The sequence below is a fragment of the Bacillus sp. JJ1562 genome (assembly GCF_036962705.1).
Classification (GTDB): domain Bacteria; phylum Bacillota; class Bacilli; order Bacillales; family Bacillaceae_L; genus Ferdinandcohnia.
Window position 1 is genome coordinate 173,750 of the sequence record NZ_JBALOQ010000013.1, and the last position, 17,137, is coordinate 190,886.

14 protein-coding genes and 1 other annotated feature are annotated in these 17,137 nt (G+C 37.6%); of the genes, 1 reads left to right on the top strand and 13 read right to left on the bottom strand.

What is annotated here, in order from left to right; translation table 11 throughout:
- Nucleotide 1: 1 nt before the first annotated feature.
- From V7097_RS08415 to V7097_RS08460, 10 genes are all read right to left on the bottom strand, one after another.
- Nucleotides 2-676: a hypothetical protein gene (locus tag V7097_RS08415; protein ID WP_335703153.1), complete on the bottom strand. Its 675-nt coding sequence runs from the start codon at nucleotides 674-676 to the stop codon at nucleotides 2-4.
- Nucleotides 677-678: 2 nt separating this feature from the next.
- Entirely contained in the window at nucleotides 679-1,650 is a 972-nt protein-coding gene (gene pilM, locus V7097_RS08420) for a type IV pilus biogenesis protein PilM (RefSeq protein ID WP_335703154.1), read from the bottom strand.
- A gap of 11 nt (nucleotides 1,651-1,661) precedes the next feature.
- A complete protein-coding gene (locus V7097_RS08425; RefSeq protein WP_438824215.1) occupies nucleotides 1,662-2,414 on the bottom strand; it encodes a prepilin peptidase in 753 nt (250 codons plus the stop codon).
- 70 nt (nucleotides 2,415-2,484) lie between these two features.
- Complete coding sequence (locus V7097_RS08430; protein ID WP_335703156.1) at nucleotides 2,485-2,916, bottom strand: type II secretion system protein; 432 nt, start codon at nucleotides 2,914-2,916, stop codon at nucleotides 2,485-2,487.
- Nucleotides 2,917-3,054: 138 nt separating this feature from the next.
- Nucleotides 3,055-4,260: a type II secretion system F family protein gene (locus V7097_RS08435; RefSeq protein WP_335703157.1), complete on the bottom strand. Its 1,206-nt coding sequence runs from the start codon at nucleotides 4,258-4,260 to the stop codon at nucleotides 3,055-3,057.
- Nucleotides 4,253-5,299 (bottom strand): type IV pilus twitching motility protein PilT, encoded by a 1,047-nt coding sequence (locus V7097_RS08440; protein WP_335703158.1) that lies wholly within the window; start codon nucleotides 5,297-5,299, stop codon nucleotides 4,253-4,255. The genes V7097_RS08435 and V7097_RS08440 overlap by 8 nt, the downstream gene beginning before the upstream one ends.
- A gap of 11 nt (nucleotides 5,300-5,310) precedes the next feature.
- Nucleotides 5,311-6,966 carry a GspE/PulE family protein gene (locus V7097_RS08445; RefSeq protein WP_335703159.1) on the bottom strand — a complete coding sequence of 552 codons (1,656 nt, stop codon included), beginning with the start codon at nucleotides 6,964-6,966 and terminating at the stop codon, nucleotides 5,311-5,313.
- 14 nt (nucleotides 6,967-6,980) lie between these two features.
- Nucleotides 6,981-8,000 carry a G5 domain-containing protein gene (locus tag V7097_RS08450; protein WP_335703160.1) on the bottom strand — a complete coding sequence of 340 codons (1,020 nt, stop codon included), beginning with the start codon at nucleotides 7,998-8,000 and terminating at the stop codon, nucleotides 6,981-6,983.
- A 295-nt stretch (nucleotides 8,001-8,295) separates the two neighbouring features.
- Entirely contained in the window at nucleotides 8,296-9,600 is a 1,305-nt protein-coding gene (locus V7097_RS08455) for a bifunctional folylpolyglutamate synthase/dihydrofolate synthase (protein ID WP_335703161.1), read from the bottom strand.
- 70 nt (nucleotides 9,601-9,670) lie between these two features.
- Nucleotides 9,671-12,313, bottom strand: a complete 2,643-nt coding sequence (locus V7097_RS08460) for a valine--tRNA ligase (RefSeq protein WP_335703162.1) — start codon at nucleotides 12,311-12,313, stop codon at nucleotides 9,671-9,673.
- A 42-nt stretch (nucleotides 12,314-12,355) separates the two neighbouring features.
- Nucleotides 12,356-12,583: a binding site (T-box leader), on the bottom strand.
- 236 nt (nucleotides 12,584-12,819) lie between these two features.
- On the opposite strand from V7097_RS08460, the gene V7097_RS08465 reads away from it, so the two are divergent.
- Complete coding sequence (locus V7097_RS08465) at nucleotides 12,820-13,014, top strand: hypothetical protein (RefSeq protein ID WP_335703163.1); 195 nt, start codon at nucleotides 12,820-12,822, stop codon at nucleotides 13,012-13,014.
- A 199-nt stretch (nucleotides 13,015-13,213) separates the two neighbouring features.
- Here the strand turns inward: V7097_RS08465 and ysxE are convergent, their stop codons facing one another.
- The 3 genes from ysxE to hemL form a co-directional block, all read right to left on the bottom strand.
- Entirely contained in the window at nucleotides 13,214-14,254 is a 1,041-nt protein-coding gene (gene ysxE / locus V7097_RS08470) for a spore coat protein YsxE (RefSeq protein ID WP_335703164.1), read from the bottom strand.
- 79 nt (nucleotides 14,255-14,333) lie between these two features.
- Nucleotides 14,334-15,506 (bottom strand): stage VI sporulation protein D, encoded by a 1,173-nt coding sequence (spoVID, locus tag V7097_RS08475; protein ID WP_335703165.1) that lies wholly within the window; start codon nucleotides 15,504-15,506, stop codon nucleotides 14,334-14,336.
- A gap of 282 nt (nucleotides 15,507-15,788) precedes the next feature.
- Nucleotides 15,789-17,078: a glutamate-1-semialdehyde 2,1-aminomutase gene (gene hemL / locus V7097_RS08480; protein WP_335703166.1), complete on the bottom strand. Its 1,290-nt coding sequence runs from the start codon at nucleotides 17,076-17,078 to the stop codon at nucleotides 15,789-15,791.
- Nucleotides 17,079-17,137: the final 59 nt, after the last annotated feature.

A 17,137-nucleotide genomic window follows, 5' to 3' on the forward strand; every position in this document is an offset into this window, starting at 1 on the left:
ATTATTTCCCCTCCTGCAATGACTTAATGGCACTCTTATCAAAAGTGATTTCATATTGAGCAAAATACCTAGGTAAAATATTAGTATTTTGATCTGATTCTATATTATTATCGGTTATAGCCTCAGTTTCTTTAATGTCATTATTCGTCTCAGCTTTTGTCTCGTTCGTATTAATTGCCCCTTCATCTTCCTCGATAATTGGGGTAGTTGAAACGGTTAACAGTCGTGCAGATTCGATAACTGGAGAATCTGTAAGTAACGCTAAATAATGGGCATTCTCAGTGTTAGTGTCAAACTGAACTTCTAACGAAACGACTCCATTCTCTGCATATAAAAAGTTTTGAACAAAGCCTCGTTCAGGTAATAATTCTGTTAAATGATTTAAAATCGGCACAGTTTCTACAAAATAACCATCTGCCCATACCACTGCTTTATCTAGATTAATCACATTATTTGACTGATTGTCTGAGGCATCTTTTTGTTCTATTGCAGCCCGAGTTTCTTGTATAGTTGTAATTTGTTTTGTTAGCTTTTCTTCTAGTGAAGTTGCATTTTTATATTGAATAAAAATAAACAGGAAGCCAATTAAAGCTACACTGATAATAAGAATGAGGGGTAGTAATTTAGCTCGGTTTTTAAATTCTTTTCTTGGCAGTAAATTAATATCTACAAGCATCCTTACACCTCTTTAAGAGCTAATCCTAATGGTAGAAAATAATGACTAGGCAGTTTATCAAATTTATCAATATTATTTACCGGAATTTCATATCTGTCCATGAGTGTAGAACTGATGTCCGGAAGATTTGGATGATCCCCACTAACAAGAATCTTTGTAATTCGTTCTTTACCCTGCGTCATATTAAAACTATAAAAATTCATCACATGTTCGATTTCTTTAATCATTTCATCAATGAGAACCTCTAATTTACTACGATGACTATTCCATGTTATATCCGCTAGGGTATTAGTAGAATTTTGTTGAATATCCCAATCATTAATCGATGTTTCCAATGTCAGATGTCTCATGAACAAAGGAATATCCTGGTGAAAAATGCTTAAGTTAGCGGATTGTAAATCAAATTGAAGCAATAAGGAATGCTCCTCTTCATTTGTTTTTTGACAAAAATGAAAGAGTCGATACATACAAAGTGGTGAAATATCAGCAGCAATTGGTTTTAATGAGACATCTTCCAATATAGAAGAGTATTCAAATGCAACATCTTCAGGAGCTGCAAATATTAGAACCTCTTTTTTCTTTTCATCTTCTGATAGTACTTTGAAATCAAGAACAGGCTCATCAAAAGGTAGATGAATGGTTGCCCCAAGCTCCAAATATATATATCCGATAATCTCATCATCCTTAACTTCAATAGGAATTGAAATCCTCCGAATCACAACAAATGGATCTGGGATGACGAACTGAACTTGAGTATTTTTTATCCCCCAATCTGTTACACATTCTTCTAATATTAAGTGTAATGTGTCTCTTTCCATAATTCTTCCGTCTTGAATAATACCAGGGGGTAAGTATTTTTCACGAAACTTTTGAACAGTAATAGGGTTGGACCGTTTCACACCCACATAGCGAATAGCATGATCTTTTAAAATAATGTTTGCAATTTTACTTGATGAAAACAATGAAAAAGCCATTATGTATCCCCTTATCCTAGTAAATCTATATACAAAGCGATCAGCTCATGGCCAAAAAAATAAGCGATAAGCGTGCCAATGACAATGGAAGGACCAAAGGGCATTGGTTTTCCCTTTTTTACTTTGCCAAATGCAATCCCAATTAATCCAAGAATTGTTCCAATAAGGGTGGCAAGGAAAAATGAAAGTAGGACTAGCTTCCAACCTAATGCAATTCCGATTACGGCATATAGCTTGATATCTCCCCCACCCATTCCACCTTTGCTAACGATTGCAATAAGATATAGCAGAAGAAACCCAACGACACTTCCTGCAATCATGTCCCACCACTGGTCGAGTGGAATAAAAATCCGTTCAATGAGAAGTAATGGGGCAAAGAATAGTAACACCTTATCTGGGATAATCATGTATGTAATATCTGAAACAAAAATAATCACTAATAAAGATATCAAGGTCCAAGCGATGATCAATTCTTTTGACCATCCCACCAGCATTGGTGAAATCGTGAAAAGAATTGCAGTAGCAAATTCGATTGAAGCATAAATCGGTGATATACGTGTTTTACAATTTCTGCACTTGCCTCCTTGCAATATGTATGAAAAGACAGGTACTAATTCAATTGCGGTAAGCTGGTGCTTACAAGTTGGACACGCAGATCGTGGTCGTACGATTGATTCGCCAATTGGGGTACGAAGGCCGACTACGTTGAAGAAGGAGCCTAAAATTAACCCTACAACAAAAAAGTAAATATAAAGTAAAATCACAACAATCAATTCCTTATGTAAAGAAGTCCCATAAATGAGACTTCTTATATAGTTATATAAAATTCAAAATTTAAGTTGCCGGAGTTACTGGAGTTACATCTACATCTCGATTCAATAGGTTTTGTTCCGTAGGATAAGTTACTTCGCGCTCATCTTTTTCAACATGGATATCAGTATATCTGTATTCTCCGTTTTCAACAGTAATTGTTATTGAGTATGATTCAATATTTTCTAAATAGTCTTCTAATCCATTATCGATTGCAGTAGTTGATGTATCATTATCGAAAGTTACAGTGGATGTTGGTGCTTCTGAAGCAACATAAAGTTTGGCAGCATTTAATACTTGAGTTGCATCAGCATGAACAGCATCATTACGGGACTTTTCAATCACATTCCCAATCGCCGGAACCGCAATTGCCGCAATAATCCCCAAAATTACAATTACCGCTAATAACTCAATTAATGTTAATCCTTTTTGATTTTTTACATATTTATTAAGCATATCCCCATCTCCTCCTTAAGAACTAGTCTATATCTACTATTTATTATAATAGCAAATGCTGTTGAAAACACTAGAATTTTGTTTGATATGACAAAGTTTTAAACATTTCTTTACAAAACCATGGATATTTTTACCTTTTTACTGGATTTGGTTAAAAATATCAAACATTGGCACTAGAATTGCTGTGACTATAGTCCCTACTATACTACTTAAAAATACAATCATCAGAGGTTCAATTAATGATTTTAATTGATCTGTTGCATTGTCTACTTCATCTTCATAAAAGTTAGCTACCTTACCGAGCATTTCATCTAAAGAACCTGTGCTTTCTCCAATAGCAATCATGTGGGTAATCAGTGGAGGAAATGCCCAATGCTTTTTCATCGGCTCTGTCATTGATTTTCCTTGTTCAAGAGCTTGCCTTGATTGTTTTATAACTTTAGCAATTACTTCATTTTCAACAATAGATTCGACTACTGTTAGCGCCTGTAAGATGGGAACTGAACTTTTCAACATCGAGCTTAATGTTCTTGTCATACGCGCAAGAACGGCCTTCTGTATTAGCTTCCCAAAAATCGGCATTTTCAATGTGGCATAATCTAGATAATATCTTGTTTCTTGTTTTTGCTTAAGAAAGATAAAAAACAAATAAATAATAAGACCTAAAAGAATTACAAGCCACCAAAATTTTTGCATAAACACACTGGCATTTAAAACAAATTTCGTAATACCTGGTAGCTCCGCACCAAAATCTGCAAACATGTCTACAAAAGTAGGAACAACTGAAACTAGTAAGAATATGACGACAGCTACTGCAACAATTCCGATTACTGCTGGGTAAGCCATCGCCGACTTTACCTTTTGTCTTGTTTTGTTCTGTTTTTCATAATAAACGGCCAAGTTTTCTAATGTATCGTCGAGATTTCCGCCTACTTCTCCTACGCGAACCATATTCGTAAACAAGGTTGTAAAAATTCGTTTATGTTTGGCTGTTGCAGCCGATAAGGGAATCCCCTCCCTTAAGTCCACTTCTACCTCAAATAAAGCTTTCTGAAGAGGTTTACTGCTTGTTTGGCTTGCCAAAATATGCATCGAATCAACAATTGTCACACCAGCTTTAATAAGGGTTGCAAACTGTCTTAAAAAAATGACAAAATCTCTTAGTTTAACTGGATTACCAATCGCAATGTCTTTCGTCAATAAGGTTTCCGGTACTTCATTAATCGAAATGACTCGGATTCCTTTATCACGAAGAGAAACAATCGCGTCCTTTTTAGAAGTTCCTGAAATTGTGCCGGATTTTCTACCGAATTTATCTCTACCCTCATATTTAAATCTAGGCATTTGTATTTAACTCCTGTAAATATGGTTGAGCAATATCCTTTGAAATCACTCCGGCACGGACTAAGTCTAAAAGATTAGATTCCAATGTGTGCATTCCTTCTGCACGGCTTGTTTGCATTACATTTTTTATCTGATGAGTTTTTTCATTCCGAATTAAATTTGCGACTGCAGAATTATTTAATAAAATCTCGGTAGCAGCCTTTCGACCTTTTTTATCAATCGTTGGGAATAACCTCTGTGAAATAACACTAACTAATACATTTGCAAGCTGAATCCTGATTTGTGGTTGCTGTGCAAATGGAAACATATCGATTATCCGGTCAATGGTAGAAGGAGCATTTACTGTATGTAAGGTTCCTAACACAAGGTGACCAGTTTCTGCTGCTGTTATTGCCGTTTGAGTCGTTTCTAAGTCGCGCATCTCACCAACAAGGATTACGTCAGGGTCTTGACGTAGTGCTGCTCTAAGACCATTTGCAAAATTATGAGTATCACTGCCAACCTCCCGCTGTTCGATAATACTCATCCCATGCTTGTGGAGGTATTCGATAGGATCCTCTAATGTAACAACATGCTTACTCATCGTTTGATTAATATATTGAATCATAGCAGCAAGGGTTGTAGACTTCCCGCTACCGGTTGGACCTGTAACAAGCACTAAGCCCTGTGGCTTTTGACTGATTCGTTTTAGCACGTCAGGCAGCGCAAGATCTTCGATTGTCGGGATTGAAGTAGGGATCACACGAAATGCGATTGCTGGACATCCCCGTTGCATATAGATATTGACACGAAATCGTGAAATACCTGAAATACCATAGGAAAAATCGAGCTCCCCTTTTTCTTTAAAGCGGACCCACACTTCTTCATGTACAATTTCTTTTGCGATTTCCTCAATTACAGGTGGTTTTAATATTTCTTTTCCGTATCTTTTTAGATCACCGTTTATACGAAAAATCGGTGGAACACCAGCTGTTATATGAATATCAGAAGCTTTATGCTCATGTGCTGAATGTAATATTTGATTAATTTTATCCTTCATTTACTTCCCACCTATTCAGCAGTTGTCACTCTTAATATTTCCTCAGTAGTTGTTAATCCTTGTTTTACTTTTAATACTCCATCATCAATTAAAAAGATGGTTTCATTTTTGATAGCTAGTTCACGAAGAGTTGTGTACGATTCTCGATTCATAATTGCCCTTCTCATGTCATCATTAATCACCAACAGCTCGTGAATCGCAACTCTACCTTTATAACCCGTCATATTACAGGTTCCACAACCTTTTCCTCGGTTTACTTTTTCAATAGTAATACCGCGCTTTGCGAAGATTTCTAGTTCACGTACAGTTGGTTCCTGCAGTTGCCCACAATCACGACAAACACGACGTACCAATCTCTGAGCGACTACACCGGAAAGCGATGAGGCAACAAGAAATGGTTCAACACCCATATCAATTAAGCGTGTAATCGTACCAAGTGAATCGTTCGTATGGAGAGTACTTAAGACTAAATGGCCCGTTAATGATGCTCTAACAGCTACATCGGCTGTTTCTTGGTCACGAATTTCTCCGACCATAATGATATTAGGATCTTGCCGCAAAATGGCGCGAAGCCCTTTGGCAAATGTCATTCCTACATTAGTATTTACCTGAATTTGATTGATCCCTTCTAACTGGTATTCAACAGGATCCTCAATTGTAATGATATTTACATCTTCAGAATTAAGCTGGTTTAAAGCTGCGTAAAGGGTTGAAGATTTTCCTGACCCGGTTGGACCTGTTATTAATACAATACCAGTCGGGTTTTGAATTAGTTTTTTAAATTTTTTTAGGTTCACATTATTAAATCCTAATTGAGAAAGATTATTTAGAGAGCTACCTAAATCGAGAACCCTCATTACAATTTTTTCACCATATACCGTTGGCAATGTGGAAACACGTAAGTCAATATGATGTGCTTCAAGATTTATTTTTATTCGACCATCCTGCGGGATGCGGTTTTCTGTAATATCTAGGTTTGCCATAATCTTAATACGTGCTGTCAGTACGCCTTGCATACTCTTTGGTAGCGACCGTTCAGTACGGAGCACACCATCCACACGATAACGGAGCAAAACCTTTGTTTCATGGGGGTCCACATGTATATCACTCGCTCGCTGTTGAACAGCATTTTGCAGGATTTGGTTTACTAATTTAACAACAGGTGAATCCTCATTTGTAATTTTCTCTTCTTCAATTTCCGCTGTGGCTTCAGCAAAAAGCTCCCTTACCCCCTCGTCTAAATCATAAAACTTATTAATTGCCCGTAAGATCTCGTCCTTAGAAGCTATGACGGGTTCGATATAAAATCCTGTCGTTAGACGTAAATCTTCTATAGCATAATAATCCATGGGGTCTGCCATAGCGACAAAAAGCTTGTCTCCTTCTTTCCTAATGGCAATTAATATATGTCTTCTTGCCATTTCTTTCGGTACCAATGACGTCAACGACGTGTCTATCGGATATCGAAATAGACTCACATGTGGTATTCCTAATTGAAATTCTAGAACTTCAATTAATTGTTGCTCTGTAATAAACCCTTTTTGAAGAAGAATATCCCCTAGTTTTTGTGATTCCGATTGATCTTCAAGAGCTTGTTTTAGTTGCTGCTCTGTTAGAAGACCAGCATCGACAAGCAAATCTCCTAATCGTTTGCGAGCTCTTCTCATGGAATGTCCCCTCCCTAAGATTTTTGTAAATGCAATGGATCAGGATCTTCCCATAAATCGGTATTTTCCTCTTCGTCTGTTTCATTACCAGATTCCTGATTATTTTCTTCTTCATTTGTTTCATTATTAGTTCCAGGAGTACCAGCATCTGGATTCGAAATATTTCCGTCTAGTTCAGTATCGATCGGATTTTGAGGGGGTTTCGGAACCAATATACTATGGGCTTCGATTGTGTTTATTGGTGGATAATAATCCTCAGCTATCTTCACTTTCTCATCTACCACACCAACCTCTTTAATGATGCGATAGATTTTACCAACTTGACCCGATATCCCTTCCTGTTTGACAACCATTTCTCCCCTAGGTAAAGTACTATCAAACTGCTTGATTATCTTAGGTTTAAAGGATTCTTCATCTTCTATAACCACATTTATCGATTGTTGGAGCTCAGGACCAATAAGCTGTACACTAAATTCATGATCCTTAAATGAAAACATAAGTTTATATTCGAGAGGATTTACATTATGAATAATTAAATCCTTTATTTCTTTTTCAATCATAGCCTCATAACCGAAATCGGCATAATAAGGTAACTGATCACTAATATGTCTCTCGATAATTTCAAAATTGGAAGATAAAACAGTCGAATATATACCTGTAGCAATTACGCTTAATACTTCATTTGAATATTTAGTTGACGTACCGCTTTCCACTAAAAACGAGAGCAGAGAAAATGGCTTGTTTGCAGGTAGAGTGACAATACCAAACTCTTTCACCCATTTTATTAATTCACTTTCGTCATTTAGATCGCGAATTGCTGATTGGGATACGACGTTGTCATCATCCTTTTTGACAATTTGATCAGTGTTATTCTCAATTTCTTCGAGCTGTTCATCCACAGGCCCAATCATTGTTCCTTCTTTGTCAGCAAAAAACGCATGGTACGTTCTTGTTCCGATAGTCGAAAAAAGAGATAGGAGTAAAACACAAAGTAAGAGTAAGCTAAAAATTTTAACTAAATGTAACTTCTGCACGGTTGTCCCCCTCTCAACTCTTATGTGACTTCTTTATTTAAAAAGTGATTAGTTTGTAGTGTCCCCAGATTCAAACACATGATTTTATTAAACACTATGTAAACACTTAAAAATAGATAGTAAAATATACCTATTCTTTATGTATCATTTTATATGAAAATAGGAAAATACTAAAGAGAATTTAATCGCTATTTGTAATAAAACCAAAAATCATGTTAAAGTTTGTCACTTTACTTATCAATAGAAAAATTGCATAAAAAAAAGGGCAGGATGCCCCTTCATTTTTCATATATTATTATTTGGACATTAAGAATTCCCTAACTTCCGAAATAAAATAGAGTGATCCCGTTATTACTAATGCAACATTTTCTTCTGATGATACTCGCTCTAATCCCGCTTTCACTGCTTCCTGCCAATGATCCACAGTAAGTATAAACTCACCGGCAGAAGAATTTTCGTAAAGTTCCCCGGTGCTAGCTGCTCTTGGGTAGTTAAAGCTAGTAAATGTTAATGAGTTAGCTGCTTTTTCAAGCTGTTCAATCATCGTGTCTAATTTTTTGTCGCTTAATGCACTAAAAATAATGTGGATATCTTTCCCATTCAAGTGAGTCTCTATTGTATCAACAAGGCTGTTAATGCCTTCCGGATTATGGGCACCATCTAGAATGACAAGTGGCTCCTTCGAAATCTCTTCAAATCGACCAATCCATTTTGTTTTCTCCAATCCTCCCGCAAGCTCATTGCCTTTTAGTTGTACAGCACCACTATTTTGTAACATATGAACTGCCATTACTGCTAAGCTTGCGTTTCTCACCTGATGAGCACCTTTCATTGAGATGTGTAGATTCTGAAAGGTTTTATTCTGAGTTTTTACAGTAAAAGCTTCTCCATCATCTGATTGATGATCAAGGATAAAGAAATCTTGACCTAATTGATGAAACGGGCTACTTTCTTCTTTTGCCTTGGCACTTATCACTTCAATCGCTTCCTGCTGCTCAACTGCTGTTATAACAGGGACATTCGGTTTGATAATTCCAGCTTTTTCTCCCGCAATTTCTTCGATTGTCTCACCAAGAATGTTCATGTGATCAAAGCCAATGCTCGTGATAATAGATACAAGAGGATTGATGACATTTGTTGAATCAAGTTTTCCTCCTAATCCTACCTCCATAATCACAAAGTCGATATCGGAACTTTGCCCGAAATAATAAAGTGCCATTGCAGTGATCACTTCAAATTCAGTTGGACCGCCAAGTTCTGTTTCCTCCACCTCTTCTGCTAATGGTTTTATCACCTGTAAAAGGGAGACAATTTCATCATTTGAAATAGGTTTTCCATCTACACTGATCCTTTCATTAAAGGTCTCAATATATGGAGAAGTGAAGGTTCCAATTTTATAACCTGCTTCTTGTAAAATGTTTCGTATGTAGCTAACAGTTGATCCTTTTCCATTTGTCCCAGCTACATGAATTGCCCTCAATTTTTCTTGTGGATGATCAAGACGTTCCATCATCCATTCCATTCGGGCTAACCCCGGCTTCATTCCAAGTCTTAATCTCCCGTGAATCCAAGTAAGTGCCTCTTCATAGGTCTGTATCATTTGCGTTCCTCCATAAATCGTATAAAAATGAAGGAAAGACGAATCTATGATAGATTCGCCTTTTATTCATTTAGCCTCTTAATTCTGTAATGCGTTCACGAACTGTTTCTCGTTTATCAAGATAGTCTTGTTCTTTTGCGCGTTCTTCATCAATTACTTTTTGAGGTGCTTTCTTCACGAAACCTTCGTTGCCTAGTTTCTTTTGTACGCGTTCAACCTCTTTATTAAGCTTATCTAGTTCTTTTTCAAGTCGCTTGATTTCTTCATCAATGTTGATAAGGCCTTCAAGTGGAAGGAATAATTCTGCCCCTGTTACAACAGAAGTCATTGCCTTATCAGGTGAAGTAATTTCTGTTGCAATCACAAGCTCGCTTGGATTACAGAATCTTTCTAGATAAGAACGATTCTTTTCTAATTGTGATAGAACTGTTTCATCCTTTGCTTTAATGTGCAACTTGATTTGCTTACTCATCGGTGTATTAACCTCTGCACGGATATTTCGAACAGAGCGAATAATATCAACTAATAGTCGCATTTCCCCAGCTGCTTGATTATCGGATTGCTCAGGATTTACTTCTGGCCATTTTGCAACAGTAATCGATTCGCCATAATGTGGCAGGTTTTGCCATATTTCCTCGGTAATAAACGGCATGAATGGATGTAGCAGTCTCATTGTGTTGTCTAAAACATATGCAAGAATTGATCTTGTTGTTTTCTTTGCTTGTTCGTCTTCACCGTATAAAGGAAGCTTCGCCATTTCAATATACCAATCACAGAAGTCATCCCAAATGAAGTTATATAATATTCTTCCTACTTCACCGAATTCATATTTATCAGCAAGCTTTGTTACTGATTCGATTGTTTCGTTTAGGCGTGTTAAAATCCATTTATCCGCAACAGATTTTTCACCACTAAAGTCGATGTCTTCAAACTTGAGATCACCCATATTCATTAATGCAAAACGTGATGCATTCCAAATCTTATTCGCAAAGTTCCAAGTTGCTTCAACCTTCTCCATACTAAATCGCAAGTCTTGGCCTGGTGAACTTCCAGTTGATAAGAAGTATCGTAAGGAATCGGCACCATATTGGGCGATGACATCCATTGGGTCAACACCATTACCAAGTGACTTACTCATTTTACGACCTTCTGCATCACGTACTAGACCGTGAATGAGAACATCTTTAAATGGACGTTTTCCTGTAAATTCTAGTCCTTGGAAAATCATTCTTGATACCCAGAAGAAGATGATATCATAGCCTGTTACAAGAGCTCCAGTTGGGTAGTATCGTTTAAAATCCACAGCATCCTTATCAGGCCAGCCCATTGTTGAAAATGGCCATAATGCAGAACTAAACCATGTATCTAATACATCTTTGTCCTGCTCCCAGTTTTCAATGTCTGTTGGTGGTTCATGATCAACATAAACCTCACCAGTTTCTTTATGGTACCAGGCCGGGATTCTGTGACCCCACCATAATTGACGAGAAATACACCAGTCACGAATGTTTTCCATCCAATGTAGATATGTTTTTTCAAAACGTTCTGGAACGAAATGTACCTTTTCTTCCTGAGTTTGAAGCTTAATCGCTTCATCCGCTAATGGCTGCATTTTTACAAACCATTGTGTGGATAAATATGGTTCAACAACTGCTCCGCTTCGCTCACTGTGACCTACTGAATGAAGGTGGTCTTCAATATTAAAAAGGACGCCTTCTTCTTGAAGATCCTTGACAATTTGTTTTCTGCATTCAAAGCGGTCCATACCTTGGTATTTACCAGCATTCGCATTCATCGTCCCATCTTCATTCATCACTAGAACGCGTTCAAGATTGTGGCGATTTCCTACCTCAAAGTCATTAGGGTCATGTGCTGGTGTGATTTTAACAGCACCAGAACCAAATTCCATATCAACATAATCATCTCCAACAATCGGAATTTCTCTTCCTACGATTGGGAGAATGACTGTTTTACCAATTAGGTGTTTGAAGCGCTCATCCTCTGGGTGAACGGCAATAGCAGTATCCCCAAGCATTGTTTCTGGTCGAGTTGTTGCAATTTCAATAGACCCGCTACCATCTGCTAATGGATAACGCATATGGTAAAATGCACCTTGAACATCTTTATAGATTACCTCGATGTCAGAAAGGGCTGTTTTTGTTGCTGGGTCCCAGTTAATAATGTATTCACCACGATAAATAAGACCTTTTTTATATAGGGTAACGAACACTTCACGAACTGCTTTTGAAAGTCCTTCATCAAGTGTGAATCGTTCTCTTGAGTAATCTAAGCCAAGACCAAGCTTAGACCATTGTTCACGAATGTGGCTAGCATACTCTTCCTTCCACTTCCACGTTTCCTCTACAAATTTTTCACGCCCTAAGTCATAACGTGATTTCCCTTCCTCACGTAGCTTTGCCTCTACTTTGGCTTGAGTTGCGATACCAGCATGGTCCATTCCTGGTAACCATAGAACATCATAGCCTTGCATCCTTTTTATGCGTGTAAGGATATCCTGCAAGGTTGTATCCCACGCATGCCCTAAGTGAAGCTTTCCTGTTACGTTCGGCGGTGGAATGACAATTGTATATGGTTTTTTCTCTGCATCGTCTTTTGCTTCAAAAAATTTACCATCCAACCAATATTGATAGCGGCCCGCTTCAATTGCTTGCGGGTCATACTTTGTTGATAACGTCTTTTCATTTCCTTCCATGAGTTTACCTCCTTAAAAAATAAAAAACTCCACTCATCCTAATAAAAGGACGAATGGAGTGTATTCGCGGTACCACCTTTTTTCATAGATAAAAAAGATATCTATGCTCTCAAGAAAAGATAACGGCTTTTCACCGGCTTTTACTACTCATTTTTCATAAAAGCTACTTAAGGGCGACCTTCCATCGTAACGTTCCTAAGAAATCTCACAGCTAATGATTTCTCTCTCTGAAGGGGTATTCGATGTACTCTTCCCTCTCATCGTATGTAAGCATTTATATATTTACTTTAGAATTCTACTACTAATGTTTATAAATTTCAATAGGTATTGTCAATAAGGGTAGCCAAGTTTTTTATACTTTATTCTCTTTCATGCATTTAGTTACAAAATTTTTATAACAAAATTGAAAGGAACTATTCTTCTTTTCCAAGCATATTTTAGTTATAGGAAGTTTTTCCACCTTTTTGAACAAACACTTATAGGATTCCTTGAAGGGAGAGATCAGCATGAGAGGACGACGTTTTAGAAAATACTCTTATCCTCATTGGCTGCGACAATGTCGAGATGTATGTCACCAATTTATCATCCCCATCACTATTGTTCAAGCTGTTCGAACCATTTTTCTGCCAACATCGTTTGATGTGCTTTTTTTAGCCATCTTAATATTACTTGCCGTTGCGTTTCACCTTGATATGATATAACTTTATTCATTAGAGTCACCTACTTAATTAGCAGTAGAATAAATGTCATAATTTATACATTTTTAAGGAGGTAAACCAAGGTGAATAAAGTTATAACCTCCGGCATAGACATGCGATTTTCAAAGGAAATTTATCGAGCAAGCTCGATAAAATCTGGGAGCAAATGCGCCAAGGCGTATTTGATAAAAAATCCCATACTTCACTCCGTATGGGATTCTTCTTCTTCCTGCTCTTTTCTTTTTCGTTCCGCCTCAAGAAGTTTAACGGAAACAAATTCAATGTTTTTCGTCAGCCAATAAGCACGTTGTAAAACTTGGACATGCTCCCGCTCAGATTTCCTTTGTTTATGTTCAGTATAACTGCGCACACACTTATAAATGGGCTCTGGAAAGGTTAAATGACTTAATAAAAGATAAAATTCTTCTTCCCTTAACGGAAAACGGCTTTGATAGGATTCAAACCATTCTAGACAATCCGTACATAGGGTCGGATAGGTTTTTAATATCCGAAAATAGAGACTTACTAAATCATTTGTAGGACTAGCATAGCCAGCCCTCTCAAAATTCGAAAGATATCCTTTTCCACTTTCATCATATAAAAAATGAGTATCTGATAAATTATTAAGTGTTAAGGCGGTACGGAGAGACTTCCTCTCTACCATTAATTCATGCCATTTATCAAGCTGAGTCCTTGCAAATGATGAGGCTAGACTGATTTCGTAAAAATACGTACAGAACTGAAGTTCAAAGGGAGACATATACCATTTTGTCTCTGCTTCTTCAACAAATCTTTCTAAAAACTGGTTTCGTTCTTCCCATTTTTGGATGATTGTTTCATAATGTCCTGTGATTTCATTTTTATCGTTAATTTGTTGTTTTCTTACCGTTGTAAGATGAACCCTTGCGATTTCTTTAAATACAGCATCGTAATGATCTCCACGGTGCTCGAGGGTGCCGCTTTTTAACCATGGCATCAGATAATAATACTTTTGATTATGATAGACAAGGTATTTCCCTTCGACGGTTGGGTAAATGGGTACTGCTCTTGTGTAACCCTGTTGAAATAATTGTTGAAGGAAAGTGGGGAAGGACGGATTGATTTTGTGTGAAATGGATTTTAGAGCATAAATACCTCTGTTCGTGACGACTTTTGTGATTTTGCCGAGCTGTTCAAACGATGAGTTCTGTAAGTTATATTTTTTTAAGATGGGCCCGATACTACTAACATCGTTTTTATTCATTGGGCCAATCACTCACTTTCCTGACAATTTTTATAAAGAAAACAGGGCGAGGTTTTCCTCCCCACCCTATCAAATGATCTTACGTATTCGCTTGGACAGGGATATATAATAGCTGTCCTTCAGAGACGGAATCGGTATTTAGTGAATTAACACGTATTAAATGTTGCACGCTTATTTCATAACGCTGTGCAATCTTTTCCAATGAATCTCCATGTTGAACAATACAGATTTTCATCGGCGCATGGTCATCCACTTCATCCCTGCCAAAAATTTTGGTTAATAATAAATCATTTTCATTTCGTTTTGCTGACTTCTCTGATTGTTCTTCCCTTTGCTCTTTATCCACTTCTTTTTCCTGTAAGGCAGTAGAGCTTTTCTTATTTTGTTGATCTGAACCAAAGGTTAATTCATTATCATGTCTTGCTTTTACTTCGATTGAAGGTGTTAAAACGGCTTGAACCTCTTCTTCTTTAATCGCTTCGACAACCTCAACTTCCTCTTGTTCCTGATAGACCTCTTTTCTAGCTTCCACTTCAAATGGAACAAAAAGTTCTGCATCCGCTTCTTCATCCTGCTGTTCACTTACAGCAATTACTTCCTGTTCTTCTACCTCTTTATGTAGCACTACTTCCTTTTGGTTTGGCAGTACTACCTCTTCTTGCTCAATGACTCTTGCTTCTGCAACCACTTGAACATCATCATCTTCTACCTCAACGAACGAACTGCTCCTTACAAGCTCTAGCTCTTCTTCAGCAAGTTGTTCACTCAAAATAGGGGTCTGTTCTTCTTGTTTGATATCCTCTTGGGCAACTTCCTCTTTAGGTGCTTGAGTAACGCCTTGGATACCACTAATGGCTAAATCAGCAACGATTTGTAGACAGCCACGCTTTGGGATTTCATAGTCAAATGTTTCAATCAATACATACACATCATCTAAGCTTCGAACACGATCTTGTGGAATTGTAATATCGACAGGGAAGCGATGGTTTAGTTCACTAATCCCATCCTCACGCGTGATAACCTCATTTACAAGTCGAACCGAGGCAAAGTTACGTTCTTCATCTTCTGCATCGTTATCATCTATTCGATATTCACCTGCTAGCTGTAATGCACCGCGAATGGACACATATTGGTCATGCTCTTGAATGACAATATCCGGGTCAAGTGATATTGAGATGAGCTCAGAGACTTCCTGTCCCTTTTGAAACCAGACTGATTCCTCTACTGAAAATCGTAAGTTTTCAGATGACATCAGCTACTCCTCCTTTCAGTCTCCTTCAAAACAGATTTATTATGACATTACAATTTTTATGATAGTTTTAAGGGAATTATGATAATTCTTAAAGAAGTTCTGCAAATAAAAAGGCAGACTCAGATGATTTTACCTGAGTCTGCCTTTTGTCCATATTCAAATATGCTTACCGTATTTGCGTCCAGATTTTTCGAGCACGCTCGAAAACTTCCATTGAAAATCGCATGTCTCCGCCGGAAGCTTTAACCTTATTGAGCTGGGTTCGAACCCGTCTCGATAAAGTTAACCTTTTAGTTTTGAAAATGCTTTTTCAGCTGCTTGAATTGTTTTTTCGATATCTTCATCAGAATGAGCTGTTGAAAGGAAAAGCCCTTCAAATTGAGACGGTGGAAGGAATACTCCTTCATTTGCCATTTCACGATAATACGTTGCAAAATACTCTAAATTAGATGTTTTAGCAACATCATAGTTAATTACCTTTTCATTAGTAAAGAAGAAGCCAATCATTGATCCAGCACGGTTGATACAATGTGGAATGTCATACTTTTCAGCTGCTTTAGTAAATCCTTCTTCCAGTCGATCAGCTTTCTTGATAAATTCTGTGTAGTCTTCAGGTTTTAGCTGTGATAAAGTCTCATAGCCTGCAGCCATTGCTAATGGATTACCTGAAAGTGTCCCTGCTTGATAGATTGGTCCAGCTGGTGCGATTTGTTCCATGATGTCTGCACGGCCGCCATATGCACCTACAGGTAGACCACCTCCGATTACTTTGCCAAGACAAGTGATATCAGGGGTGACACCAAAATAGCCTTGTGCACAATTATAATCGACACGGAATCCTGTCATAACCTCATCAAAAATTAGCAATGTTCCGTACTGTGTTGTAATCTCACGAAGACCTTCAAGGAATCCGGGCTGCGGAGGAACAACACCCATATTACCTGCTACTGGCTCAACAATCACTCCAGCAATATCTTCTCCAAACTGTTCAAATGCGTATTTTACTGCTTCAAAATCATTATAAGGAACAGTGATTGTGTTTTTGGCAATGCCCTCAGGTACTCCTGGACTATCAGGTAGGCCAAGTGTAGCAACACCAGAGCCTGCTTTAATTAATAATGAATCCCCATGTCCATGATAACAGCCTTCAAATTTCAAGATCTTATTACGGCCTGTATAACCTCGGGCTAAACGTAATGCACTCATAGTGGCTTCTGTTCCGGAGTTTACCATACGAACGATTTCGATTGATGGGACTCTTTCAATTACTAGTTTAGCAAGCTTATTTTCAGATAATGATGGAGCGCCAAAGCTTGTTCCCATCTCTGTTGCTTTTTTAAGGGCTTCAACCACTTGATCATTTGCATGACCGTGAATAAGAGGTCCCCATGATAGTACGTAATCTATGTATTCATTTCCATCGATATCATATATTTTAGATCCTTTTCCACGCTCCATGAAGATTGGATCCATATTAACAGATTTGAAAGCACGAACTGGGCTATTTACGCCACCTGGCATAAGGTGAATGCTTTCTGAAAATGCCGCTTTTGACTTTTCATAACTTCTCATCTTCGTAACCCCTTTCTTTAAATCGGGCCTGACACCTATGCGTTAATGAGGGATAGGCA